Raw genomic sequence first — 22,369 nt, 5'->3', positions numbered from 1 at the left:
TTTAGTTGTCAAGGAAGATACTTCAAAATAGCTTCATGATATCTTGCCCTTTTCGCTAGGTTCTTTATGTCTCATTAAAACGATCTAGTACCATTCCGCCCGAGTTTCGAAGAAAAAATCCTAAAGGCTGGTAGTCACTGAGGCGTAATAGCTCAGATGTTAACGTACTGGAAGCGCTAGTTAATGTAGCTGCCAAAGCAGAATGCCTTCAGCCAAAAACTTTACTAGGATTTTATATAACTAACTAATTTGTATGAGCGTCTCCGAAAAAGTGTATCCTGCTTATATGGTAAGTTGATCATATATGCTTACGCTCACGCTCAAAGACACTTATTTATAATCAGGCGTCAAAGAGCGGATGCTTGCTTCTACTACAAATTCTTAGTTGCCTTAGCTTTATGCAGTCTCCAAGGATTACGCTTAACGGTAATACGTTGCTTTCTGCAGATCAAGTAAATTTTGCAGAAGAATGCTTTGCAGTTTTTTATATGCTCTTCTTTGCAGGGCTATTTGGCTTCGGCAGCGATCTTTCTACGAGTCCAATAATTCCTGAATCAGTCTTGACCCTGCTTCGATATTCAACTTATGCCGTAACCCTATTCCTATTATTTCTGAGGCCTAGTGAAACCATGAAAACGGCACTCAGCAACAAGTGGGCTTTGGGGCTAATTTCTATTATTAGTATTTCCTTTCTATGGTCTTCCGATATTCAGACTACGATCGATGCTATCTGGAAAGAAATATTGCCTATGTTTTGCTTAAGTCTTTACTTAGCATCCAGATTTACATTAAAGCAGCAGTTTAAACTGGTTGTCTGGGCCTTGCTGATCGTATTTCTATTTAGCGTTGCGTTGGCGATCGGAATGCCAAGCATTGGTCGGCATACTGTAGAGCCATTTGCTGGTAGTTGGAAGGGGGTTTTCTCCCAGAAAAACCAATTTGGTGCTCACTCTGCCATGACCCTAGTTTCTCTTTATATTCTAGCTAACTATGCAGAGAAAAGACAAAGATGGGCATTAATTTTCCTTTGTGCATGTTTTGCGGCTGTGTTAGTTAGTAGCTCAATTACTGCACTGGTTTTGTCGATTATAGGCCTATCATTAACTATATTTTATAGGCGATACGCTTGGCTCGGTAAGCGTTCTGTTCTATTGGGCAGTCTATTTATATTAATTGCCACAAGTTTTTCATATCTTTTATTCTCTAATTGGGTTGACATCCTGGCATCTCTTGATAAAGATCCAACTCTATCTACTCGTACTCTCATTTGGCACTTAGTAATCACTTCGAAGATTCCAGCAAGTCCTTATCTTGGATACGGGAGAGGAATATTTTGGAATTCACCTAGTCTTACAACTGGTTTTGAGAGATTTGCTTATGATATCCCAGCTCATGCGCATAATGGTTTCTTGGACCTGATTTTAGATGTGGGACTAATTGGTTTTGCGTTTTTTTGTATTACTTGGTTCACGGCTTATGTGAGGGCTGCAAAGCTTGCTTACAGTCATAAGGAAGCTGCCTATTTATGGCCTATTTTATTCTTGTCAATGCTTGTCCTGTTCAATATATCTGAAAGTTATTTAGCTAGGCTTACTAGCCTATATTGGGTTTTGTTTATTGCAATAGCCTTTTCACTAAGCCCTAAAGTCTTAGCATCAAAAAGCAAGTTATCTCAATAGAATATGCTCGTCTGTTGAACGATGATGGGTAAACGGCCTGTAGTGCAATAACTTTAGGGCAATTGATTGCCCTCATAACCAGAGCCAACAGATTGGTTGACTGACAAGGCTCCTGAAAGCTTTGCTTTGCTGCAGCATAGGTTAGTGCCAGTGCAACTCATCAAAATCATCTCTACTGTATGAAATTGTTGTACTCAACGCCAACTCATATCCTAACTTTTGTCAGTTAATTAGGCCAACAGGTCGTCAACAATAAGCGTGAATTGCTCTCATAAGAACGCCAATGCGGCGATGCCGATACCTATCTTGAGTAGGTAACGCAAAAAGTTAACCAGTCCTTGATGGACTGTATTTAAGCCCCAATTTAGCAGTGGCCAGCGTTGAACAGTCGGACCAGAAAGATAAGCATATGGGCAACGGTCTGCAATCACCTTTGGTAAAAGTTTTCATTATATGATTTTGTTGTGGGAAGAGGGTCTTGTAAACCAAGTTTACGAGTGCTCTCTCCTTGCACCAGAGAATCTTGAGTTGACGGTGGAATACGGTAAAGTACGCGCGGCAATCCGGAATGATTTGTAAAAACATGCCAGCATAATCACTGAGGATCCAGCATTCTGATGCTGAGGTGTGATGGTCATGCTTATCCCCCCGACTAAACCAGCCAAAGCCATTGCCATTAAAGAACTAAAGGCCTTTATCAGTGCTGAACGTGATGGTCGCCAAGTCAAGAAAGTCTTGGCCTCCAAACTGATCTGTTAAGACTATAGCTACGAGGCTATCACCGCAATTCTCGATGAGTCACTAGGAGCATTGAGCAGATGAGAACAACCCTATGAGGGTGGTGGCTTAGCCGGATAAAGTCTAGCGAGAAGGGTTAGAAGTGGCGATGAAAAAAATCAGGCATTGCATAATTGAAAGATGATTAGGGAAATCTGCGATGCAATGTCCGGAATGCGGAGCCACTCATATCCGTAAAAATGGCAAGAGGAAAGGTAAGCAAAACCACATCTGCGTAGCCTGAGGTCGTCAGTTTATCGAAGCCTCCGAGCATCATTCGAATACCCTCGGCGAGTTTAGGCGTGAATATGTCTCAAGTTGTACACCAATCGCCTCGGATTTCGAGCCGTCGAATTTCCAAGTCGCCGCTAGTGGCCCTAAACAAGCCGTGTGGACAGATGCTGCAAAATAGCTGTCAAGTGTAGAGTCACGGCGCAAGGCCTGCCATGGTGGCTTTAGCTTTCCGTAACAGGCAAAGGCTACCTTAGAGTAAATCATCCAGATCGCCTTTCAGAATCAAAAAATGAAGAGGTTTATCTCACTTGAAAAATTCTGGATTCTGCGCGTAGCTTTGATTGGTAATGGTAGTCGCCTCGCTTGCTTCAAGATTGTTAGCAACTTTAGCGACTTCTTAGAATTACTGAAACCACGCTCTAAATTGCCATGCTTCATATCATGCTCCGAGTGATTAGCTTAATTTGCTGTACTCCTTATGATTTTTAAGTAGATTCTGAGCTTGGGAGTATTTCTAACTATTGCTAATTAAACAAGTTGAAAACACCAAGAATATTGAAAATACTGCCTAGGGGCCCAAGGATTGGTGTTAAGGCCCGGCCAACGTTATCAATACCGACCAAATAGCCTTTTTTAGGTACTAAAATTACATCACCATCTTGAATCTGATAGTTATCTACTAGACTGGATAAGTCAACTCTTTGGTTTTCAACTTGCCCTGTCTCTGAAAGCCTTACAAGTTGTACCTCTCCAAGAGCGGCGTCTGAGTTAGGTCCTCCTGCAGCTGCGATCGCCCCTGAAACAGAGCTGTTAGGCTGAACCTGAACCTCCCCAGGCCGAACAACACCATCCCCAATAACGCGAACTCGGACATTGTCTGGCGCAATGCTCGAACTTGCTACTAAGGAAGGATCAATTTCTGCATCAGCCAGCGCTTTAGGTACAAAAATTGCATCGCCATCTCTAAGCACCAAGTTGTTTCCTTGTCCAGCGTTTGAAATAGCATCCCACAGGTTTACAGAAATATCCTGAACCTCACCGCCCGGCAACTGCCGCCTGACAACAACAGAGCGTATGTCCGCAGTCCGCCGTATTCCTCCAGCCGCTACCAAGGCCGATGATAAGGTTGGCGTGGTTGTAGCTTGTGTAATTCTGGCATCAACATTAAGCTGAGTTTCAGCTGTTGTCAAACTACTAAGCTGTACAGGCCCAGGACGATAAACCTCTCCTGCAACATCTACAACCACAGGGCGCAAGGCAGTCAAACTAACGTTAACCACAGGGTTAACCAGGTAGGCGTTTAACCCTTGGGTAATTTCATCAGACAAGTTGTCAACAGTTTTTCCAGCGGCTTGAATAGACCCTAAAAATGGAAATGGCATAGTTCCATCTGGCAAAACCACACGAGCGCCAGTGAACTCATCATATCCAAATACTACTACCGCTATTTGATCGCCAGCACCTAAAATATAATTTCCGGGTGACTGAGAGCTTTGTAGTTGAACTACTGGAGAACTGAAGCTACTACTTTGTTGAGCATTGGCTGTTCCAACGTCCCATAGGCTGGCATGAGCTAATGCGGCTGAAAGCGATACTAACGCAATATAACGTCTATCTAGTTTCATAGTTTTAGCAAATAAATCTAGCGAACCGCTGTTTGCATTTCTGGGAGAGGCAGCTTACCGTACTCGCCCGCTCTGATGCGAGAGACATAGTCGCCATGCTCATTATTAATATCCACTCCGTTGGCAACCACCCCTAAAACATTTGCCTGAGAGCGTTCTAAAAAAGATTTTGCAGCTATAGCATTGGCAGAATCAACTTTCCTTGGTCTGAGTACTAATAAGACGCCATCAGACATTCGCCCTATCACAGCTGCATCTGCGGCTCCGAGAAGAGGAGGCGTATCTATAAAAATGTAATCATACTGTCGCTTCAGTTGCTGAAGCATATCAGCCATCCGCTCGGAATCTAGAATGGCTAAAGGATTAGGAGGAAGAGCACCTGCCGTCATAAGAGTAAGATTCTCGAACACTTTATGGGTTACATCTTGATGAGTTTCCTCGCGGATCAATACCTGGCTTAAGCCAGCTCGATTAACCACATCCCAAATGTGATGCTGAGAGGGAGATCGTAAATCAGCATCAATAAGCAAAACCTGCTTACCCGAATGGGCTAGAGTTGCGGCCAGATTGGCTGATACCTCAGACTTACCTTCTTCAGAAACTGAGCTAGTGATAGCAATAATGCGGTGGGATGTATCTGAGCTAGTAAATTTCAGGTTGGCCTGAAGCATTTGAAAAGCAGCAGAGACCATTGGCTGGTCTCGATCTAAAGCAGGAATATAGACAGAAGATCTAAGTGCATCTATTCTTCCTGGCAAAGAGGCAGCTAAGTTATCAGCACCTGCCCTAGCTCGAAACTTAGGTATCAATCCTAGTAAGGTATAGCCAAGAAGCATCTCGCCGTCTTTAGCTGTCTTGACTGATTTGTCCACTAAATCTAGGAAAAATGCACAAGCAACACCGAGGAGGCTACCTAGAAAGGTCCCAGCCACTAATGCTGGAATAAGCAAACTACCAGCTCCGCTTGCAGGCTCTGCTCTTTCTAGAATTTCAGCACTACCAACCGTTTGGTTTTCAGCTAACTGAGTTTGTTGGAAGGACGCTAAGAGGTTTTCGTAGTTTAGTTGAGCTGATTTGAGACGCTGAGTCAGCTCTAGCTGCCGTTTTTCAAGGGTAGGGAAAGCTTGTATCCTCTCGGCATAACGGTTACGCGATGTCACTAAGCTCTGAAGCTGGCTAGCTAGGCTAGAGCGAGTAACCTCGGCAGTCGCTAAATCTGTCGTTAGCTGCTGGTCTAGAGGACTCATTTGTAGATTACCTAGGCTATCAAGAGAAGATGTGCCTACAATGTCCTGAACCCGCTCACTTAAGAGGTTTTGCAACGACTCAACTCGACGCTCTAAATTAATAATCGTGGGGTGAGTCTCCCTATAAAGGCTGCGTTGACTTGCCAGCTCGGCTTGGGCCGTTTGTAGATCCTTTAAGGCTTGCTGTACAGCCGTAGATTGGCTAAGCGCTTCAATGCGCTTAGCTTGCTCAAGCGGGATTTTTAATTGCTTCTGCAACTCACTTGCCTGGGTGTTAGCACTAGCGAGGGTGGAAGATACGGTACGAATTTGAGTGTCTAAATCAGCGATCGCATTAACCGCAACAGTGGCTTCATCTTCAAGGACAACAATGCCATTAGCGTCCTTAAACTGCTGTAGCGCTGCTGCCGCACGGTCCAGATCAGCTTCAGCAATAGGCAGCTGCCGTTCGATAAATTCTCGTGCTGTAGCCGCCTTTAGCCTATTGCTAAGAATATCTCTTTCCAAATATGCATCCATTACTGCATTAACAACAGCAGCAGACTCATCAGGATCGTCTGAACTGTAGGAAAGCTGCAAAATATCGGCCTTGTCCGCTGGCTCTACCTTAATTTTTGAACTTAATGCCGCAGGTTCAAGGGGTACACCATCATCGTCTACAAGTCCTAAATTGTCGATAGCAGACTGCATTACTGCTGTGGACAATACAACGGAACTCTGGTTTTGCAAATTATTTATCGAGATAGGCAGCTCTCTGATATCAGTTCCCACCCCAGTTAGGGTTGGCGTTAGATCTGGACGTACCAGGATACTTCCCTCAGCACTGTAGGATGGGTCGCGCGTCAAGGCAACGAACACCGAACCTGCTATACAGGTGCCTAGCACAAGAGTCGCTGGCAACCAACGTCGCTTGAGAACCAGCCAATAGCGTTGCAGGTCAATCTCTTCAACGTAGTCTTGGTAGGTCTTATTAGTCATAGACGGATAGCAATAAAATACGTCTGAAAACAATCTGCCAGTTCACTAGAGACGACAAATAAGCCATCCCGAGCTAACTACAGCATACTCAACCTTACTTTAAGCGCTTTGGTTGCAGCAGCTAGTCAACTCATTGGCAAGCCTAAGGTTCCCTAACGCTGAACGGCTGATATAGCTAACCAGTGAGTCAACCACTCGTATAACTACCTATCTAAATTCAAACAGATGCACAAACCCTACAAGTCAGCATATCTCACAGAAGCAGGGCAGGGGAGATACTGTAGAACTGTCTAGTACTGTCTTAATAATGATGACGATTGTGTAATGTAAAAATCCTGCTTAAGGAAAAGAGGTAGCCTACACAACCCAAGATCTGAGGATGTATGGTAGCTCCATGATGGCTAAAGGGCAAAGAGTTAGCGAATCCGGCTCACTGTGGGTACAAAAATTAATTTTTCCCCTGGACGAAAGTCCTATCAGTATTTAGTGAGTTACACTGAGGATCTATATACCAAGACTACCCACATAACTGTGAAGGCTACCAGCCACAAAAAACCAGCGCAACACGGTATTTATACTTAAAGCTTCTCCGCTGAGCTTTAGCAAGTGGGTCAATGACCTTTGCCTAGGGTGTGTCATCAATTTTTGCTACGATCCTTATCCCATGGGCATTGACACGCCCAACCCAAAAAACAGGCTAGGGGCTGTAACCGCTAGTTCTTAGACTATTGGCGGTTAATTGATGACAGCCCCTAGTTGTTCATACGGTATTCACGGAATATTACCCTTTAGTAGGCGTCCTGAAGCTCGTAAAAATCAGGAGAAATATAGTCTTTCCGCAAGGGCCAGCCTACCCAGTCCTCGGGCATGAGCAAACGCTTTAGATTAGGATGGCCTTCATAAACGATGCCGTACATGTCATAGCTTTCACGCTCTTGCCAGTCGGCCGCCTTCCAAATCCAGTAAACAGATGGCAAGCGAGGATTATCACGGGGCAAAGATACCTTAACCCTTACTTCTTCTGGTTTGTCAGCATTATCGTCCACCTTGACTAGATGATAAAAGCTAACCAACTCCTTGCCAGGACCGTCGTCGTAGGCACCCTGGCACTGAAGATAGTTAAAGCCATAGGCATATAACGCTGTACAGATTGGAAGGAGGAATTGCGCATCTACAGTAAGCACCTCTATGCCCAAATGATCTCTGGGGGCTAGCCCATGATCAAAACCATTAGCTGTTAGCCAGCTTGAAACAGCGCCGACTTCAACTAAAGAATCTGCCGCTTCTATGTTGGGCACAGAAGGTTGCTCAAGAGATGGAGATTGGGATGATTCCGTTTCAGCCATTTAAATTTCCTTATCCTCAGGAGCAAGCTCAGCGATCGCTTCAGAAATAGGCATGCCCATAGATTCCATGAGCACCTTGGGTGGTGCCGAGTGAGCGCCAGTCTGAAGATAACGACCAGTCAAAATTGGAGGCACGACCTTGAGGTCATGGCTGCGTTCATAGAACCGATGGGTTTGAAGAGTATAGGCTCTGTCCTGCATTGACTCCGTCGCTACTTTTTTACGCAGCTTGATGATGGCATCAATAATAGCCTCTGGCCGGGGGGGGCAGCCGGGAATGTAAACATCCACAGGAATAAGCTTATCAACGCCGCGTACTGCCGAAGGAGAGTCGCTACTAAACATCCCGCCTGTAATTGTGCAGGCTCCCATGGCAATTACGTATTTAGGATCTGGCATTTGCTCGTAGAGCCTGACCAAGGCTGGGGCCATCTTCATCGTGACAGTACCAGCAGTAATTAGTAAATCAGCCTGCCTTGGGCTCGCCCTGGGTAAGAGGCCGAAACGATCAAAGTCGAAGCGAGAGCCAATCAGAGCAGCAAACTCAATGAAACAGCAGGCTGTGCCATACAGCAGAGGAAATAGGCTGGACAGACGACACCAGTTGTATAAGTCATCTACCGTGGTGAGAATGACGTTCTCCGATAACCCATGGGTAACGGTCGGAGGGGCCGAAGGATTGGCAATCTTCTCTCCGGGAATGAGAGACACCTTATTGTTTGCTGTAGGAGAGTTCAAGACCATTCCAGAGCTCCTTTACGCCAGGCGTATACAAGACCGACAACCAAGATAGCTATAAAAATAAGCGCTTCTACAAAGGCTAGCAGGCCTAGCTGGTTAAAAGCTACTGCCCACGGATACAAGAACACAGTCTCTACGTCAAAAATAACAAAGACCAGAGCAAACATGTAGTAGCGAATATTGAACTGAATCCAGGCTCCACCTATAGGCTCCATACCAGACTCGTAGGTGGTTCGGCGAGCTGGCCCACGACTAATGGGGCGCAGGAGCTTGGAGGCAGTCAGTGCCGCCACTGGTACCAAGCAAGAGACCAGCAAAAAAACCAAAAAATACTCGTAGCCGGATAAAACAAACACAGGTTTCACCACGCGAAAGGCCTAATTCAAAGGTACTTAGCCAGGGCTTGAGGCCGGGAAGCTCTGTAAAATCAAAAACTATCTTAGGTCACTTTACCGGAAAAACTGGCGTACGGGGAGGGATCAGTCTTTATACATCCTTATACATACGATACAGACGACTACTTGCGCAGGTTTTGCGAGAAGCCAGATGAGAGTGAGGAGCTAACCATGTCATAATTGTTTACAACAGTGAGTCAGCTACCCGATGGGTTGCAGACCTACTGGTGACCAAGGGTTGCGCTGTTTTCCCTTGCTTTTGCTGGATTTCGAGGTGCCTAAGTCTTATGAGCATTGAATCTGAGCCTACGGCTAACTCGGCAGAGCCTATGGATGCTGCCGGTTTTGATGAACCGTCAGGGGTAGCTGAAGCTTCTGCTGAGGCTGTTGTAATCTCTCCCCAAGACATGGATCGCTATGAATGTCGGGCTTGCGGTTACTCCTACGAACCTGCCAAGGGTGACAGCCAAGGGAAGATTCCTGTTGGAGTGGCCTTTGAAGATCTTCCTTTGAACTGGCGCTGTCCGGTGTGTAGCGCTCCAAAGAAGCAGTTTAGCAATATTGGTCCGGCTGGTTCGCCCTCTGGTTTTAAGGAAAATTTGAACTACGGCTTAGGTGTCAACCGCCTAACGCCGGGACAGAAGAACATTTTAATTTTTAGCGCTTTAGCCCTGGGCTTTCTGTTTTTCATTAGCCTTTATGGCCTGAAGTGATACATCCAGCGGGTCAGTCGTGGGCTGCCCTGGGCGGGTATGGCCAGTAAAGATAGGCTGAACGTATCCCAATCGGCGTATTGTGGCTTTAGTTGTTGTTTAACGAGTACGGGTTCGAGTTACTTATGCATGCTGCGTTTAACTGGTTAAAACGAGGACTGGTGGTACTGGTGGCCATAACTCTAGCTACCGGTTGTTCTGGTTATTTTCTGGCGGACGCAGATGTGCATCCCTGGGAAACTATCCAAGTTCCGGTTGAATCTACCTTGTCTGATGTTGCGTTTACTGAAGATCCCAGCCACGGCTGGATTGTGGGCAGTCGCAATACACTGCTAGAAAGCCTGGATGGCGGTGATACTTGGGAAGTGAGAGAGCTATCCCTAGGCGATCAGCCCTATACCTTTACCTCTGTCGATTTTGCGGGGAATGAAGGCTGGGTTGCCGGTATTCCATCAGTGCTTTTGCACACAGGAGACGGTGGAAAGACCTGGGAGAATGTGCCCCTGAGTAAGGAACTGCCGGGAGCGCCTTTCCTGGTAACTGCTATAGGGCCTAAGTCGGTTGAGATGGCGACTGACATTGGCGCTATCTATCGCACAGAAGACGGTGGGCGTACATGGAAGGCTCTGGTGCAGGGAGCAGTCGGAGTTGTTCGAAATATGGTGCGCTCTGATGACGGGCGGTACGTAGCCGTGTCGTCGCGGGGTAACTTTTACTCTACGTGGGCGATGGGACAAGATCAGTGGATTCCCCACAATCGCCAGAATTCTAGGCGCCTGCAAAATATGGGCTTTGATTGGGGTGGTAAGCTCTGGGCGATCGCCCGAGGCGGTCAGCTTAGGTTCTCCAACTCGCGAGCTTCGGATGACTTCACTGAGGCTCTTAGCCCAGAGTTTGGGACGAGTTGGGGGCTGCTCGATATGGCGTTTCGTACCGCTAACGAGGTTTGGGTGACTGGCGGCGGCGGCAACTTGCTGTGTAGCTTTGATGGCGGCACAACTTGGTTTAAGGATAAATCGGTTGCGGACGTGCCGTCTAACTTCTACAGGGTTAAGTTTGTGAGTCCTGATCGGGGCTTTATCCTGGGTCAGCAGGGCACTATCCTCAAGTATCACCCTGAGTCCGCCTAGGAAAAGTTGAGGGAACTTCTCAGAAATAGCTTGTTAGGGTTTCCGGTGTTCTCTATGATTAAGTTAGATTCTTCGTGTTCAGAGAGGAGACGTTGATATGGCAGGTTCTACAGGGGAACGCCCCTTTGGCGATATCGTAACCAGCATTCGATACTGGATTATCCACAGCATCACCATCCCAATGCTGTTTATTGCTGGATGGCTGTTTGTCAGCACTGGCTTGGCTTACGATGCCTTTGGCACCCCCCGACCGAATGATTACTATCCCGACAATCAGATGCAGCTGCCGATTGTGAGCGATCGCTTTGATGCGAAAGATCAGATCGACATGTTTTCGAATCGATGACTCTTTAGTATTCCAACGTTTGATTTTACCTATGCAAAGCAATTCTCCTAACGAGCAGGTCACTTATCCGATCTTCACCGTACGCTGGCTGGCTGTCCATACCCTAGGGGTGCCCAGCGTGTTTTTCCTGGGGGCGATCGCGGCAATGCAGTTTATCCAACGATAAAAGAAATCCATGGAACGTACTCCAAATCCTAATAAGCAGCCCGTCGAACTAAACCGCACGTCCCTATTTCTGGGTCTGCTAATGATTTTTGTGCTGGGTCTGCTGTTTTCTAGCTACTTCTTTAACTAAGCTGGGCGTTTTGTCGAGGCGGCGTTAGCCGTTTGCTTAGGCTGTGTTGAGTCATTTACCAGATTAGTAGGAGGTTGAGGTTATGCTTCAGAGTGGACGGATTCCGTTGTGGATTGTGGCAACTGTAGCCGGCACCGGCGTGCTGGTCGTAGTAGGCCTGTTTTTCTATGGGGCCTATGCTGGCGTCGGTTCAGCGATGTAGCTTCTGCCACAGCGTCAATATTTTAGGGGTTAGGGCAAGCAGGTTAAACTTTGCTTGCCCTAGCTTTTGGTTTTTTAGGACTGGTTAAGGGTGTTGAGATAACCCGTCACCAGACTGTCAATGCCGGTGATGGCAGTGCCGACAACAACAGCGTAAGCGCCAAGGGTAAGGGCATAGTGAGCCTGGGCTGGTGAGGCAATGCCTCCTTCACAGACAACCGGGAGAGGACATTGGGCCACCATGGCCTTGAGCAGCTCAAACCCTGGTGGTGTTTGGCCCTGCGTTTCTTCGGTATAGCCGTAGAGGGTAGTAGCGACGCAATCTGCTCCGGCCTCCACGGCCCGCAAGGCATTGTCGAGGGTGTCGACGTCAGCCATAACAGTTTTGCCTAGATGGTCGTGAATGCGCTGAATGATTTGGGCCAGCGTTTCACCATTGGGGCGGCGGCGTTGGGTGGCATCGACGGCAATAATGTCGCTGCCAGCTTGAGCTACGGCCTCAGCGTGGTGAAACTGGGGGGTGATGTACACCGAAGAAGGCGGAATAACCTGCTTCCATAGGCCGATAATGGGGTGATTACAGCGCGATCGCACGGCCTGAATATGGCTAGGAGTGTCGATACGGACCCCTACAGCCCCGCGATTGAGGCTTGCTTCAGCGATCGCCGCGATCACCTCTGGTTTGTGTAAAGGCGAGTCAGTGGGAGCCTGGCAGGAGACCACCAAGCCCCCCCGTAACGTTTCCAGAATAGTCTTCAATGGAGAGATTGCTCCTATAGTAGTGCTCACCCGAGCGTTGACCTATATTGCTTAATTCTATGGCGGTGCGGATCTCAAAAACCCTGCTGGTTGCCTCGATTGGCCTGCTGGCGCTGGTCATTGTGCTCAACAATTTGACCGACTACAGCGCCAACTTTAGATATATCCAACACGTGCTGAGCATGGATACCGTATTGGCAGATAGCCAGTTAACCTGGCGTGCTGTCGCTTCTCCGACCTTGCAAAGGGCGACCTACGGAGCGATTATTGCTACAGAATTTGCGATCGCGATGCTTTGCTTAGCGGGCACTGTGAGGTTGATGCAAAACATAGGCGGCAGTGGTGCAGCCTTTAACCAAGCTAAAGCTACGGCCATCTGTGGTTTGACCCTGGCCTTTCTATTTTGGTTTGTGGGCTTTATGGTGATAGCCGGTGAGTGGTTCACCATGTGGCAGTCCGCCGACTGGAATGGGCAGCAACCCGCGTTCCGCTTTATTGGCTGCGTAGGCTTTGTGCTGCTCTATCTCAGCCTGACCGATGGCGATCTATCGGTTTGAGTGGACAAATGGGTTGAAGCAGTAGGCTGGCAGACTACGGCATCCGTTTGTTGACCGCAGGCGGGGCAGGCGGTGGCCTGGATTTTTGCCCAGCGGCATTAGTGAGTCTATGCTCCGCTATGGTTTAAATGTAAGCCAGCCTAAATCCGAGCCAGGGTAACCTGTTCAGCTTGATCCTGGTACTTGCCGCGGCGGGTTTCGTAGCTCACCTGACAGGGTTCACCCTCAAAGAAGATGAGCTGAACCACTCCTTCTGCGGCATAGATGCGGCAGTCGGCGCTAGAGGAGTTTGAGAATTCCAGGGTGAGGTGCCCCCGCCAACCGGCTTCGGCGGGGGTGAGGTTGGCAATAATGCCGCAGCGGGCATAGGTCGATTTGCCGATGCAAATCACGCTGATGTTGTTATGTAAGAAAAGTTTTCTACATGGCAGCCCGTAAGACATAGAGACTATATACACCGAACTCTCTTAACCATTACTCTGCAAGGCTTTCACCTTATGGACATATCGCCAGGATCGTCGGGGATAACTCTAAAACCGACAATATCTGCTTAGAAATTAATTAAGAGAATAGCTGAATTCGATTCTCTTCAGGGATACTTTAGATAGCAACGAATATATTGGGTTAATAATTCGAACATGAGTTTAATTCCGTTTGTATTACAGGGTGAATACAGAACAGTCGTTACAACGCCTACGGAATATCGTGAATCAGGTGGTTCTACAGGATTTATGATTTGCATAAGGAACCTCGACATTGATCAGCTTACTGATACTGAATCAGGCAACGCTTCTTATGACTTAAGAATTGGCAATTCATACAAGCTAGACAAGCACGCTATTGGTTTGCCCTTGAAAGATAAAGAAGAATTTATCTTAGATCCAAATTCATCAGTTATTATTGAAACAATGGAATCGGTTAACTTTCCAGAAACTAGATTCGGGCATATCGTACCAAAAGTGAAACTCTTGCAAAAAGGAATATCAAATACTTCGTCAAAAATTGATCCCGGTTATGATGGCTTTTTGCTTGTGACTCTCTTCAATCTTGGGAAGAAACCTGTATCACTAAAAAGAGGGGACAAATTTTGTTCTCTTTATGTTATTGAAGTTGGCAAAGGTGTAATTCCATACGATAAACCTGAACAAAAACAGCCAACGACGGGATCACAAACGTTTTGGGCAAAGCTCGTTGATTTTGGAGAAAGGCGATCAACCTTCTTGAACGTATTACTGACAGTAGTTACTCTACTAGCAACTTTTGCAAATATTGCAGTTCTTGTACAGCAGTTTCAGAAAACACAGCAATCGACACCATCCCAATTACCTACTGCTCCGAGTCAGCCTCAGCAAAAACAGCCCTTGCCTTAAGGTGGTAAAGCTGCAATCAACATAAATGGTAAATGCTTAAACTTTAGCAAGAGTCACAAACTGAGGCTGGTCTTGATACTTGCCAAAACGGTCTGCATAAGTCGTTTGGCAAGGCTCCCCTTCTAAAAACAAAAGTTGTAAAACACCCTCATTAGCATAAATTCTACAGTCAGCACTGGAAGCATTACTAAATTCTAAAGTTAGATATCCTTCCCAAGATGCTTCAGCGGGAGTAATATTTGCGATAATCCCGCAGCGGGCCATTGTAGACTTTCCTATACATATGACTGTTATATTGGAAGGTATCTTAAGCCTTTCAAGAGACACACCCAACGCATAAGAATTGGCAGGAATGATAAAGAAAGATCCGTCTTCATCCGATTGCAGCTCTACTGCTTCAAGGTTGGCCGGATTGAACCTCTTAGGATTAACAACAGTCCCAGGTATGTGCTTAAAGACTCTAAAGTCTGAAGGTGCTAATCTCAAGTCATAGCCATAGCTTGATAGGCCATAACTAACTACTTTTCTATCTTCAACATGACGTACTAAGCTTTCTTCGAAGGGTTCTATCATGCCATGTTTAGCTTTTTCAAGAATCCATTTATCGTTTTTCAACATCTTTATCACTCTAAAGAACTATGGGGAAGCTTTAAATTCAAGAATACGACTTTAGCACCATATACGAAATCTAAGCCTATAGATGTATATATTCTAAGTCCAAGGTCAGGGCAAGACGTGGCGGCGAAACTCCGTTACCTGGTCGGCAACGGTGAGCAATAGATCTGGCATAGCCGGACCTGTCAGAATGACATCGACCTGAGGGGGGCGCTGCTGAAGAAAATCCACTACATCCTGGGCCGGAATCAGGCCATAGTTGACCGCTAAACTCAGTTCGTCTAGGACAACTAAGCCATAGCGGCCCCTCGCCACGACGGCCTTCGTGTGCAGCCAGAGATCCTTAATGGCCTCCCGTTCGTCATTACCCACCTCGGGGGTATGGACACAGCGGGGCATATCGGCGCGAATCCAATCCAGGTTTTGGCCAAACTGCGTAGGCTGGGTCGGCCCCTGGTGAATGCCACCCTTGAGAAACTGCACAATCAGCACGGCCTTCCCTTGGTCGGCGATGCGCAGCGCCTGCGCCATAACGTTGGTGAAAAAATTACGGTGGGCCGCCGTGAAAACCTGTACGGTCCCTTCAACTGTTTGCAGGAGCGGATGACGGACAATGGAAGACGGCGACGGTGCCAGGGAAAGGGGCTTGAGCTGAGAGACCATGGGCTATTACAGCAGAGGCAAAAAGGGGCGAGAATCTATCGGCTACACCCTTGAGTAGAACCGCTTGGAACGGACTACAGACTGGGGATAGCCTTGATAGCTGGGCTAAATATAGCGTGATTTGCCCAGAATGAATCGACAGATTACCCTATATGCATTCTTTAAGTACTAACGCACTGCAATGGAGCTGCGGCTGGTTGGAGCTAACGTCTAAAGCTGGAAAGAAATTGAAAGACCAGGGCGGTCGCGATCGCGTGCTGTATTCTAGGGAGGGCAATTTAGGCATCCTATATGGCTTGGCAACGTCCAGACGGTCGGCAACCCCACGAACTGCGCCCCGTGAGCTTTGAGCGACAGTTTACGACATTCGCGGCGGGGTCTGTGCTAACTCGGTGCGGCAATACCCAGGTGCTCTGCACGGTTTCGGTAGAAGAGGGGGTACCCCGTTTTTTGCAGGGCACTGGCCGGGGCTGGCTTACAGCGGAGTATCGTATGCTGCCTGGAGCTACCCCCCAGCGGCAGCCCCGCGAAGTGATGAAGCTATCGGGCCGGACCCAAGAAATTCAGCGTCTGATTGGGCGCAGCCTGCGATCGGTCCTGGATTTTGACTGTCTGGGAGAGCGCACTCTGCTAGTGGATGCCGATGTGATCCAGGCCGATGCGGGTACTCGCACGGCCTCGATTACCGGTGGCTACGTAGCTCTGAGAGATGCCATACGGCGCTTAACAGAGCAGGGAGTACTGACGGATTCACCTCTAGTGCACGGTGTAGCAGCGGTATCGGTGGGCCTGATCGAAAACGACGTCTTTCTGGATTTACAGTACGACGAAGATGTAGCCGCCGCCGTAGATTTCAACGTGGTGCTGAATGAAAGCCTGAATATCATTGAGGTGCAGGGCACAGCCGAAGAGGGCAGCTTTAGCCGTCAGCAGATGAACCAGATTTTAGAGGTTGGCGAACTGGGCATTAAACAACTCCTGGCTGCCCAGCAGGCGGTATTTTTGTAGAGAGCGTCAGGGTTAATCGCTCCTGGAATTAAAGGCTTCGGAGCTAGGGGAGGGGAAGATTCTGGCTGCTGCTGCGCGATCGCGCCCGGCCATCAAGAGGTGCGAACCAATCACGGGAGTTTTCTGCACTTAGGCACGGCTGAGGATATCCAACATAGCTGGCGAGGTTTCCCCAGGATGGCGCTATACCGACTAAAACCGTCTTGTCTGGGGTAAAACCCCCTCTGTTCTGACCCGTTGTGCTCTTAACTGAACCGTTGTTTCTACAATCTTAGGCATCGATTGGATCCGACCATGGCAGGAGAGAGATGCCGCTGTTTTAGTTAAGAAAAACATCAAAATCACAGACCGGAATTTGTCTCTGGGCAGCCTGAGCATAAGCCACAGGATGGCTGATATTTTCTTTTGCAGGAAGGTTTGCCATGACGTCTATAGACGAGTTCTCAGTTAAAGAAATTACAGTCAGTCGGCAGTCTCCGGGGGAAGAGCGCCAGGCTGCCCTGTGTCAGATCTATGCTCAGGTCTTAGAACGACAACCCTATGGATTTGAGCGCAAGCAGCTGGCGAAAAGTGAGGCAGAATTTTTAAGAAATAAAATTGGCGTCAAGCGGTTTTTGAGAGAGTTGGGCCACTCCGAGGTATATCTCAATGAGTTTTACTACAACTCCTCAAATCCTAAATTTATTGAGCTTTGTTTTAAGCACTTTATTGGTCGCGCCCCCGGTGGACAGACAGAAATGCGCCACTACTGCGACATTCTTATGCGTCACGGGGTAAAGGCCATGATTACCGCCCTGCTCGATTCAGAAGACTATCTGAGGCATTTTGGCTGCTTTACCGTGCCTCACGCCTGGAGCGAAGAAAGCTATCCCTCCCCCAAGACCTTTTTGGAAACTGATATTCTGCTCCACGAACTGCATGGTCGACGGGGCTGGATTGTACCAACAATGACCTGGCACGATCTGCGCCTCAACTGTGACGGCGGCAGCTGTGGTCTACCCGCTGCTCAGACCTCTGGCCCCACTTCAGCAACTACCCCCGGGCTGGAGGCTCTGCATCAGGTGCTCAGCACCATGGGACCGCAGGATTTAGAAAAATTTGCCTCTACCCTGTCCGCTGCCGATCGCGACAAGCTGCGCCATCTTCTGATGCAGCCTGCCCACTAGCGCGACATCCGGCATTGCCCTATGGCCCTCGGCTAGAGCACCAGTCGAGCAAACTTTTTTTTGCCTACCTGCACCACTTTGCCTACCAGCTCATCGGGGCTAGTGAACTCTTTGTTAGGATCGCTAACCTTTTCGCCGTCTAGCTTAACGGCCCCTCCCTGGATCTGGCGGCGGGCTTCGCTGCTGCTGGCACAGAGGTGTGTTGCCCCTAACAGGTAAAAAAACTTGGCAGGGAAGTTAACCCCAGCCAGGGAAAACTCAGGCACCCCGGCAGCGGGTTCGCCAGTTCCCTGCACCAGGTTGATGGCGGCCTGCTGCGCCTGCTGTGCCGCCGCCGCCCCATGGAACTGGCGGGTGACTTCTAAGGCCAAAAGCTTTTGGCGATCGCGCGGATTTTCCGGCAAAGTGCTGAGATCGAAGCGGGTAAGCAGCTCAAAATAGTCGCCAATCAGCGCATCGGGAACTTTCTCAAGCTTCGAATACATGCTGAGCGGATCGTCCTGCAGCCCTACGTAGTTGCCGAGGGATTTAGACATTTTTTGGCTGCCGTCAGTGCCCAGCAAGAGGGGCATCAGCAGTCCAAACTGAGGTCTGAGCCCAAAGTGCCGCTGCAGGTCGCGGCCCACAGCAATATTAAATTTCTGGTCTGTGCCACCCAGCTCCACATCCGATCGAATGGCCACAGAGTCGTAACCCTGCATCAAAGGGTACAAAAACTCGTGAAGAAACACCGGATCGCCTTTGCCATAGCGCTCGGCGAAACCTTCTTTGGCCAGCATTTGCCCCACGGTCATGGTGCCCAGCAGCTCTAGGATTTTGCCTAAATCCAGACCCGACAGCCATTCAGAGTTGTAGCGAATTTCCAGCCGCCCGGGCGTGTCAAAATCGAGAATAGGTCGCACCTGGTCAAGGTAGGTTTCAGCATTGGCTTTGACATCTGCCTCAGTCAGCTGGCGGCGCACTTCTGACTTGCCGGTGGGGTCGCCAATTCGGGCCGTGAAGTCACCGATGATCAGTACCGCAGTGTGGCCAGCATCCTGAAAAGCGCGCAGCTTGCGCACCGGAATGCTGTGGCCCAGGTGAATCTCCGCCCCCGTGGGGTCGATGCCCAGCTTGACCCGCAGCGGGCGATCGCACTGTAGCAGCCGCTGAGCCAAATTTTGGTCAGGATCGCTAGAGTCGGGCTGATCGGGAAAAATCTCGCTAAGGCCCCGATAGATACTGGTGAACTGGGCAGACGGCACAGTGGGGTTGACCTGAAGCATGGTAGTGAGTACGGGCGGAATTGATAGGCAGACAGGCAAGATAAACAAGCATTGCAGCGGTCCCCGGGGCTAGAAAGCCAAAGCCACTGCCTGAATTTTGGCAAAACTGATCTTTAGCTCCTCCTTATAACCATCTGCAAGGCTAGGATAGGCTTGCCCGCGATAGTCCCCTGGACTGGCCTATAACCATCGCCGTTTTACCACCTGGTTTGGCACACTGGGCAGTAACGACAGGGTTCACTTGCCTAGAGGGTCATTATAATGGCCTAACCGTTACCTATCGACGCGCGCCTAGCTACTTAAAAGCAGCCTCCAGCCTCCCTGTTATGCCATACCTGTCATCTTTAGCAGCCTTATAATAAATAGCCAACGTGTCATCCAACACCATCCGCCGCAAAAGTCGATCTCAGCCTCAGCCCCTGCGCCGAGCGCCCAACGCACTCAAGTATGTGCAAGACGTGGGGCAGGTAGCGGCGGCAGCGCTACTGGGCACCACCATGATCGCCAGTTCTGTCATGGCTGGCGGGCTAGTGGGGCTGGCAATCAGCTTCCGCAACCTGCCCGATGTGCGAGTGCTGCGCAACTATGTGCCCAGCGAAACCAGCTACATCTACGACATCAACGGCACCCTGCTCTATAGCCTCCACGATGAGGCTAACCGCAAAGTTGTCGATCTCGACGACATCTCTCCCAACCTAAAGCGGGCCGTGCTGGCGGTGGAAGACAGCTATTTTTATTCCCACAATGGCATTAACCCCAGCAGCGTGGGGCGGGCGCTGCTGGCCAACGTAGCGGCCGGGTCAACGGTGGAGGGAGGATCGACCATCACCATGCAGCTGGTCAAAAACTTATTTTTGACTCCCGAGCGTGCCGTCAGCCGCAAAGTGACGGAGGCGGTGCTGGCCTTACGCCTCGAGCAGATTTTCACCAAAGATGAAATTCTGGAGATGTACCTCAACCAGGTGTATTGGGGACACAATAACTATGGGGCAGAAACCGCAGCCCAGAGCTATTTCAATAAGTCGGCCAAGGATTTAACCCTGCCCGAGGCGGCCATGATGGCAGGGCTGATTCAGGCCCCAGAGAGCTATAGCCCCTTCCATAACTACCAGGCGACTAAGCAGCGTCAGGCCGTTGTGCTCAACCGCATGCGCCAGCTGGGTTGGATTACTCCGGAAGAAGAGACGGAAGCCAGAAATGCTCCCCTCCTACTGGGCGAAGTCACCTCATTTCGCAGCAGCATCTCTCCCTACATTACTGAGGCGGCGGTGGAAGAGCTCAAACAGCGCTTCGGTAACGAGGCGGTGCTCAAAGGGGGCATGCGGGTGCAAACCACCGTGGACCTCAACATGCAGCACATGGCTGAGGAGACGGTGCAACGCCACCATGAGCAGCTCAAACGGGTAGCCGACCAGATGGCCCTGGTGGCCATTGACCCCCGCACGCACTTTGTCAAGGCTATGGTAGGCGGGGTCAACTACCAAGAGAGCCAGTTTAACCGGGTTCTGCAGGCCTATCGGCAGCCAGGCTCTTCCTTTAAGCCCTTTGTCTATTACGTAGCCTTTGCAACCGGACGATATACCCCCGACAGCAGCATCGCCGATACCCCGGTGAGCTATCCCGACGGCTATCGCTATTACACCCCTAGAAATTACGATGGCAGCTTTATGGGCAACATTCCCATTCGCACGGCCCTGGAGCTGTCGCGCAATGTGCCTGCGGTGAAGCTGGGGCAGGCGGTGGGGGTAAACCAAGTGATTGAGCTGTGCCGCACCCTGGGCATTAAGAGCCCAATGCAGCCGGTCACCTCGCTGCCCCTCGGGGCGGTCGATCTGACGCCGATGGAAATGGCCGGAGCCTACGCCACCTTTGCTAACAACGGGTGGCACTCTGAGCCTACATTTATTGTGCGGGTGAGCGACAGCAGCGGTAATGTGCTGCTTGACAACACGCCTCAGCCGCAGCTAGTGCTCGACCCGTGGGCCGCCGCCTCGCTCACCGATGTGCTGCAGGGGGTGATTGCCCGGGGCACCGGCAAAAATGCACAGATTGGTCGGCCTGCCGCAGGCAAGACCGGCACCACTGACTCCCAGCGAGACGTTTGGTTTGTGGGTTATGTGCCGCAGCTGGCCGCCGCCGTGTGGATTGGTAACGATAACTATGCACCGATGGGCTCTGGCGCTGCCGGGGGAACCTATGCAGCCCCGGTCTGGCGGGACTTTATGCGCAAGGCCCTGGAAAACGTCCCGGTAGAAAACTTTAGACGCCCTTCGGAGTTTGTCCAGCCTTAGATGGGTCTGCTGTCTAGAGGTTGGTCTAGAGGTTAGCCTCATCGACTTGGGCCAGAACGCGATCGCGAAACTCAGGGTCACTGTTGGCTAACCCCAGCAATTCCCAGTAGGCCGACAGCGTGAGTCCGTTGGCTTGAATTAGCTCCAGGGCGGCCGCCTGAATCTCCTGCTGCATTTGCCGCGACTCGGTTTCGGTTTCGGTCCGCTGTAGGCTGAGTTCGCGCGACTCAATTAGCTTGACTACGGCAATGTAGGCCTTGACAAAACGGCTGACCGTCTCGGACGGTATGTCGTTGGCATCGGGGGCGGCGAGGGGCGTCAGTGGCGTAGGGTCGGCCTGAGCAAACGCTGCGGGGGCAGCGATCGCCGCCCCCGCAGGCCCCAGCCAAAGCAGGGTGCCCAGGCCTAGGCCAATCAGGCCGCCGCGCCACCGGCTGCGCCGGTCGAATGCCGTGGTCAGCCAGGTCCACAACCTATAGACAGCCGCCATGATCGGCCTGTAGCCCAGCGCGAAATAGCCCAGAATGCTGCCCAGAGGCTCAGCCGAAACCAGATCGCCTATAGTAGGGGTAGATATAAGCATAAATACATAATGACAAAGGGAACAGACCGCCATGGCAAGCGATGATATATCTCCGGTGCCCGGCCAGGGAAGTCTTTCCGACCGGGAGCTACAGATCGTTGAGCTAGTGGCATCGGGGTTAACCAACCAGGAAATTTCTGAAAAGCTAGAGATCAGCAAACGCACCGTCGACAACCATATCAGCAATATTCTGACCAAGACGGCGACGGGCAACCGGGTGGCTTTGTTTCGCTGGGCATTGCAGTCGGGCAAGGTCTGCATCGATGAGGTCAACTGCTGCCTGCTGCCAGAGGCCAAGGTCGAGGGCCAAGAGGCCTAGGGCGCTGGTCCCAGGCTCACCGCAGGTTATGATGGGTGTCCTGTATTTATCCTTGAGAGCCCCCAT

The 22,369-nt window shown here is 49.8% G+C and carries 23 protein-coding genes and 2 pseudogenes; 14 read left to right on the top strand and 11 right to left on the bottom strand.

The genetic code is table 11. The annotated features are described in order from the left end of the window. Window positions 1-434 precede the first annotated feature (434 nt). Both LEPTO7104_RS38135 and LEPTO7104_RS43570 read left to right on the top strand, forming a co-directional pair. On the top strand, window positions 435-1,679 hold the full coding sequence (locus LEPTO7104_RS38135; protein ID WP_196358103.1) for an O-antigen ligase family protein: 1,245 nt from the start codon (window positions 435-437) through the stop codon (window positions 1,677-1,679). A gap of 937 nt (window positions 1,680-2,616) precedes the next feature. Further along, window positions 2,617-2,697 (top strand): annotated as a pseudogene (locus LEPTO7104_RS43570) (transposase-like zinc-binding domain-containing protein); the annotation flags it as partial. Between the two features lie 517 nt (window positions 2,698-3,214). Here the strand turns inward: LEPTO7104_RS43570 and LEPTO7104_RS38130 are convergent. The 5 genes from LEPTO7104_RS38130 to ndhC form a co-directional block, all read right to left on the bottom strand. Continuing rightward, a complete protein-coding gene (locus tag LEPTO7104_RS38130; protein ID WP_071527211.1) occupies window positions 3,215-4,315 on the bottom strand; it encodes a polysaccharide biosynthesis/export family protein in 1,101 nt (366 codons plus the stop codon). Between the two features lie 17 nt (window positions 4,316-4,332). Continuing rightward, window positions 4,333-6,540: a GumC family protein gene (locus LEPTO7104_RS33405; RefSeq protein WP_017298467.1), complete on the bottom strand. Its 2,208-nt coding sequence runs from the start codon at window positions 6,538-6,540 to the stop codon at window positions 4,333-4,335. 788 nt (window positions 6,541-7,328) lie between these two features. Beyond that, window positions 7,329-7,886, bottom strand: coding sequence for an NAD(P)H-quinone oxidoreductase subunit J (locus tag LEPTO7104_RS0110155; protein WP_083887046.1), 558 nt, complete (start codon window positions 7,884-7,886; stop codon window positions 7,329-7,331). Next, window positions 7,887-8,630 (bottom strand): NADH dehydrogenase subunit K, encoded by a 744-nt coding sequence (locus LEPTO7104_RS0110150; RefSeq protein ID WP_017298465.1) that lies wholly within the window; start codon window positions 8,628-8,630, stop codon window positions 7,887-7,889. Continuing rightward, on the bottom strand, window positions 8,621-8,983 hold the full coding sequence (ndhC, locus tag LEPTO7104_RS0110145; RefSeq protein WP_026072555.1) for a photosynthetic/respiratory NAD(P)H-quinone oxidoreductase subunit C: 363 nt from the start codon (window positions 8,981-8,983) through the stop codon (window positions 8,621-8,623). The genes LEPTO7104_RS0110150 and ndhC overlap by 10 nt, the downstream gene beginning before the upstream one ends. Before the next feature lie 446 nt (window positions 8,984-9,429). On the opposite strand from ndhC, the gene LEPTO7104_RS0110140 reads away from it, so the two are divergent. From LEPTO7104_RS0110140 to LEPTO7104_RS38125, 6 genes are all read left to right on the top strand, one after another. After that, entirely contained in the window at window positions 9,430-9,735 is a 306-nt protein-coding gene (locus tag LEPTO7104_RS0110140; protein WP_225887085.1) for a rubredoxin, read from the top strand. A 125-nt stretch (window positions 9,736-9,860) separates the two neighbouring features. Beyond that, window positions 9,861-10,865, top strand: a complete 1,005-nt coding sequence (locus LEPTO7104_RS0110135) for a photosynthesis system II assembly factor Ycf48 (RefSeq protein WP_026072553.1) — start codon at window positions 9,861-9,863, stop codon at window positions 10,863-10,865. A 97-nt stretch (window positions 10,866-10,962) separates the two neighbouring features. Beyond that, entirely contained in the window at window positions 10,963-11,211 is a 249-nt protein-coding gene (psbE, locus tag LEPTO7104_RS0110130; protein ID WP_017298461.1) for a cytochrome b559 subunit alpha, read from the top strand. A gap of 31 nt (window positions 11,212-11,242) precedes the next feature. Beyond that, window positions 11,243-11,377 (top strand): cytochrome b559 subunit beta, encoded by a 135-nt coding sequence (psbF, locus tag LEPTO7104_RS0110125; RefSeq protein ID WP_017298460.1) that lies wholly within the window; start codon window positions 11,243-11,245, stop codon window positions 11,375-11,377. A 9-nt stretch (window positions 11,378-11,386) separates the two neighbouring features. After that, a complete protein-coding gene (psbL, locus tag LEPTO7104_RS0110120; RefSeq protein WP_017298459.1) occupies window positions 11,387-11,506 on the top strand; it encodes a photosystem II reaction center protein PsbL in 120 nt (39 codons plus the stop codon). Window positions 11,507-11,588: 82 nt separating this feature from the next. Beyond that, on the top strand, window positions 11,589-11,708 hold the full coding sequence (locus LEPTO7104_RS38125) for a photosystem II reaction center protein J (RefSeq protein ID WP_071527210.1): 120 nt from the start codon (window positions 11,589-11,591) through the stop codon (window positions 11,706-11,708). Window positions 11,709-11,782: 74 nt separating this feature from the next. On the opposite strand, the gene LEPTO7104_RS0110115 is transcribed toward LEPTO7104_RS38125, so the two are convergent. Next, window positions 11,783-12,466, bottom strand: a complete 684-nt coding sequence (locus LEPTO7104_RS0110115) for an N-acetylmannosamine-6-phosphate 2-epimerase (protein ID WP_264308099.1) — start codon at window positions 12,464-12,466, stop codon at window positions 11,783-11,785. Window positions 12,467-12,525: 59 nt separating this feature from the next. Here LEPTO7104_RS0110115 and LEPTO7104_RS0110110 point away from each other — a divergent pair, with 59 nt between their 5' ends. Further along, window positions 12,526-13,023 (top strand): DUF2165 family protein, encoded by a 498-nt coding sequence (locus tag LEPTO7104_RS0110110; protein ID WP_017298457.1) that lies wholly within the window; start codon window positions 12,526-12,528, stop codon window positions 13,021-13,023. A 140-nt stretch (window positions 13,024-13,163) separates the two neighbouring features. Here the strand turns inward: LEPTO7104_RS0110110 and LEPTO7104_RS33400 are convergent. Continuing rightward, window positions 13,164-13,424, bottom strand: a pseudogene (locus tag LEPTO7104_RS33400) (dCTP deaminase); the annotation flags it as partial. Window positions 13,425-13,661: 237 nt separating this feature from the next. On the opposite strand from LEPTO7104_RS33400, the gene LEPTO7104_RS38120 reads away from it, so the two are divergent. Then, on the top strand, window positions 13,662-14,393 hold the full coding sequence (locus tag LEPTO7104_RS38120; protein ID WP_083887045.1) for a dCTP deaminase domain-containing protein: 732 nt from the start codon (window positions 13,662-13,664) through the stop codon (window positions 14,391-14,393). 36 nt (window positions 14,394-14,429) lie between these two features. Here LEPTO7104_RS38120 and dcd read toward each other — a convergent pair whose 3' ends face one another. After that, entirely contained in the window at window positions 14,430-15,011 is a 582-nt protein-coding gene (gene dcd, locus LEPTO7104_RS38115; RefSeq protein ID WP_017298455.1) for a dCTP deaminase, read from the bottom strand. Between the two features lie 105 nt (window positions 15,012-15,116). After that, the gene (locus LEPTO7104_RS0110095) at window positions 15,117-15,671 is read right to left on the bottom strand and encodes a P-loop NTPase family protein (protein ID WP_017298454.1); all 555 of its coding nucleotides are present in this window, start codon (window positions 15,669-15,671) and stop codon (window positions 15,117-15,119) included. Window positions 15,672-15,962: 291 nt separating this feature from the next. On the opposite strand from LEPTO7104_RS0110095, the gene rph reads away from it, so the two are divergent. Next, window positions 15,963-16,679 (top strand): ribonuclease PH, encoded by a 717-nt coding sequence (gene rph / locus LEPTO7104_RS0110090; RefSeq protein ID WP_017298453.1) that lies wholly within the window; start codon window positions 15,963-15,965, stop codon window positions 16,677-16,679. Window positions 16,680-17,101: 422 nt separating this feature from the next. Then, window positions 17,102-17,845, top strand: a complete 744-nt coding sequence (locus LEPTO7104_RS33395) for a phycobilisome rod-core linker polypeptide (RefSeq protein ID WP_017298452.1) — start codon at window positions 17,102-17,104, stop codon at window positions 17,843-17,845. A gap of 32 nt (window positions 17,846-17,877) precedes the next feature. Here LEPTO7104_RS33395 and tyrS read toward each other — a convergent pair whose 3' ends face one another. After that, window positions 17,878-19,110 (bottom strand): tyrosine--tRNA ligase, encoded by a 1,233-nt coding sequence (gene tyrS, locus LEPTO7104_RS0110080; protein ID WP_017298451.1) that lies wholly within the window; start codon window positions 19,108-19,110, stop codon window positions 17,878-17,880. 371 nt (window positions 19,111-19,481) lie between these two features. Between tyrS and LEPTO7104_RS0110075 the strand changes: the two genes are divergently transcribed. Further along, window positions 19,482-21,401 carry a transglycosylase domain-containing protein gene (locus LEPTO7104_RS0110075; RefSeq protein ID WP_017298450.1) on the top strand — a complete coding sequence of 640 codons (1,920 nt, stop codon included), beginning with the start codon at window positions 19,482-19,484 and terminating at the stop codon, window positions 21,399-21,401. Between the two features lie 25 nt (window positions 21,402-21,426). On the opposite strand, the gene LEPTO7104_RS0110070 is transcribed toward LEPTO7104_RS0110075, so the two are convergent. After that, the gene (locus tag LEPTO7104_RS0110070; protein WP_017298449.1) at window positions 21,427-21,984 is read right to left on the bottom strand and encodes a DUF4168 domain-containing protein; all 558 of its coding nucleotides are present in this window, start codon (window positions 21,982-21,984) and stop codon (window positions 21,427-21,429) included. A gap of 31 nt (window positions 21,985-22,015) precedes the next feature. On the opposite strand from LEPTO7104_RS0110070, the gene pedR reads away from it, so the two are divergent. Continuing rightward, window positions 22,016-22,303: a photosynthetic electron transport-dependent transcriptional regulator PedR gene (gene pedR, locus LEPTO7104_RS0110065; protein ID WP_017298448.1), complete on the top strand. Its 288-nt coding sequence runs from the start codon at window positions 22,016-22,018 to the stop codon at window positions 22,301-22,303. Window positions 22,304-22,369 lie beyond the last annotated feature (66 nt).

It is taken from the genome of Nodosilinea nodulosa PCC 7104, from assembly GCF_000309385.1.
GTDB lineage: Bacteria > Cyanobacteriota > Cyanobacteriia > Phormidesmidales > Phormidesmidaceae > Nodosilinea > Nodosilinea nodulosa.
This window is presented reverse-complemented; position numbering and strand designations above follow the sequence as displayed.

Excerpts from the sequence above, each read along its gene's own strand:
- psbL (WP_017298459.1), top strand. The coding sequence starts at position 11,387 with ATGGAACGTACTCCAAATCCTAATAAGCAGCCCGTCGAACTAAACCGC.
- pedR (WP_017298448.1), top strand. The coding sequence starts at position 22,016 with ATGGCAAGCGATGATATATCTCCGGTGCCCGGCCAGGGAAGTCTTTCC.
- LEPTO7104_RS33405 (WP_017298467.1), bottom strand. The coding sequence starts at position 6,540 with ATGACTAATAAGACCTACCAAGACTACGTTGAAGAGATTGACCTGCAA.
- dcd (WP_017298455.1), bottom strand. The coding sequence starts at position 15,011 with ATGTTGAAAAACGATAAATGGATTCTTGAAAAAGCTAAACATGGCATG.
- LEPTO7104_RS0110150 (WP_017298465.1), bottom strand. The coding sequence starts at position 8,630 with ATGGTCTTGAACTCTCCTACAGCAAACAATAAGGTGTCTCTCATTCCC.
- LEPTO7104_RS0110140 (WP_225887085.1), top strand. The coding sequence starts at position 9,430 with ATGGATCGCTATGAATGTCGGGCTTGCGGTTACTCCTACGAACCTGCC.
- LEPTO7104_RS38130 (WP_071527211.1), bottom strand. The coding sequence starts at position 4,315 with ATGAAACTAGATAGACGTTATATTGCGTTAGTATCGCTTTCAGCCGCA.
- psbF (WP_017298460.1), top strand. The coding sequence starts at position 11,243 with ATGCAAAGCAATTCTCCTAACGAGCAGGTCACTTATCCGATCTTCACC.
- LEPTO7104_RS0110135 (WP_026072553.1), top strand. The coding sequence starts at position 9,861 with ATGCATGCTGCGTTTAACTGGTTAAAACGAGGACTGGTGGTACTGGTG.
- LEPTO7104_RS0110110 (WP_017298457.1), top strand. The coding sequence starts at position 12,526 with ATGGCGGTGCGGATCTCAAAAACCCTGCTGGTTGCCTCGATTGGCCTG.
- LEPTO7104_RS33395 (WP_017298452.1), top strand. The coding sequence starts at position 17,102 with ATGACGTCTATAGACGAGTTCTCAGTTAAAGAAATTACAGTCAGTCGG.
- psbE (WP_017298461.1), top strand. The coding sequence starts at position 10,963 with ATGGCAGGTTCTACAGGGGAACGCCCCTTTGGCGATATCGTAACCAGC.
- LEPTO7104_RS0110155 (WP_083887046.1), bottom strand. The coding sequence starts at position 7,886 with ATGGCTGAAACGGAATCATCCCAATCTCCATCTCTTGAGCAACCTTCT.
- rph (WP_017298453.1), top strand. The coding sequence starts at position 15,963 with ATGGCTTGGCAACGTCCAGACGGTCGGCAACCCCACGAACTGCGCCCC.
- tyrS (WP_017298451.1), bottom strand. The coding sequence starts at position 19,110 with ATGCTTCAGGTCAACCCCACTGTGCCGTCTGCCCAGTTCACCAGTATC.
- LEPTO7104_RS38125 (WP_071527210.1), top strand. The coding sequence starts at position 11,589 with ATGCTTCAGAGTGGACGGATTCCGTTGTGGATTGTGGCAACTGTAGCC.
- LEPTO7104_RS0110095 (WP_017298454.1), bottom strand. The coding sequence starts at position 15,671 with ATGGTCTCTCAGCTCAAGCCCCTTTCCCTGGCACCGTCGCCGTCTTCC.
- LEPTO7104_RS38120 (WP_083887045.1), top strand. The coding sequence starts at position 13,662 with ATGAGTTTAATTCCGTTTGTATTACAGGGTGAATACAGAACAGTCGTT.
- LEPTO7104_RS0110070 (WP_017298449.1), bottom strand. The coding sequence starts at position 21,984 with ATGCTTATATCTACCCCTACTATAGGCGATCTGGTTTCGGCTGAGCCT.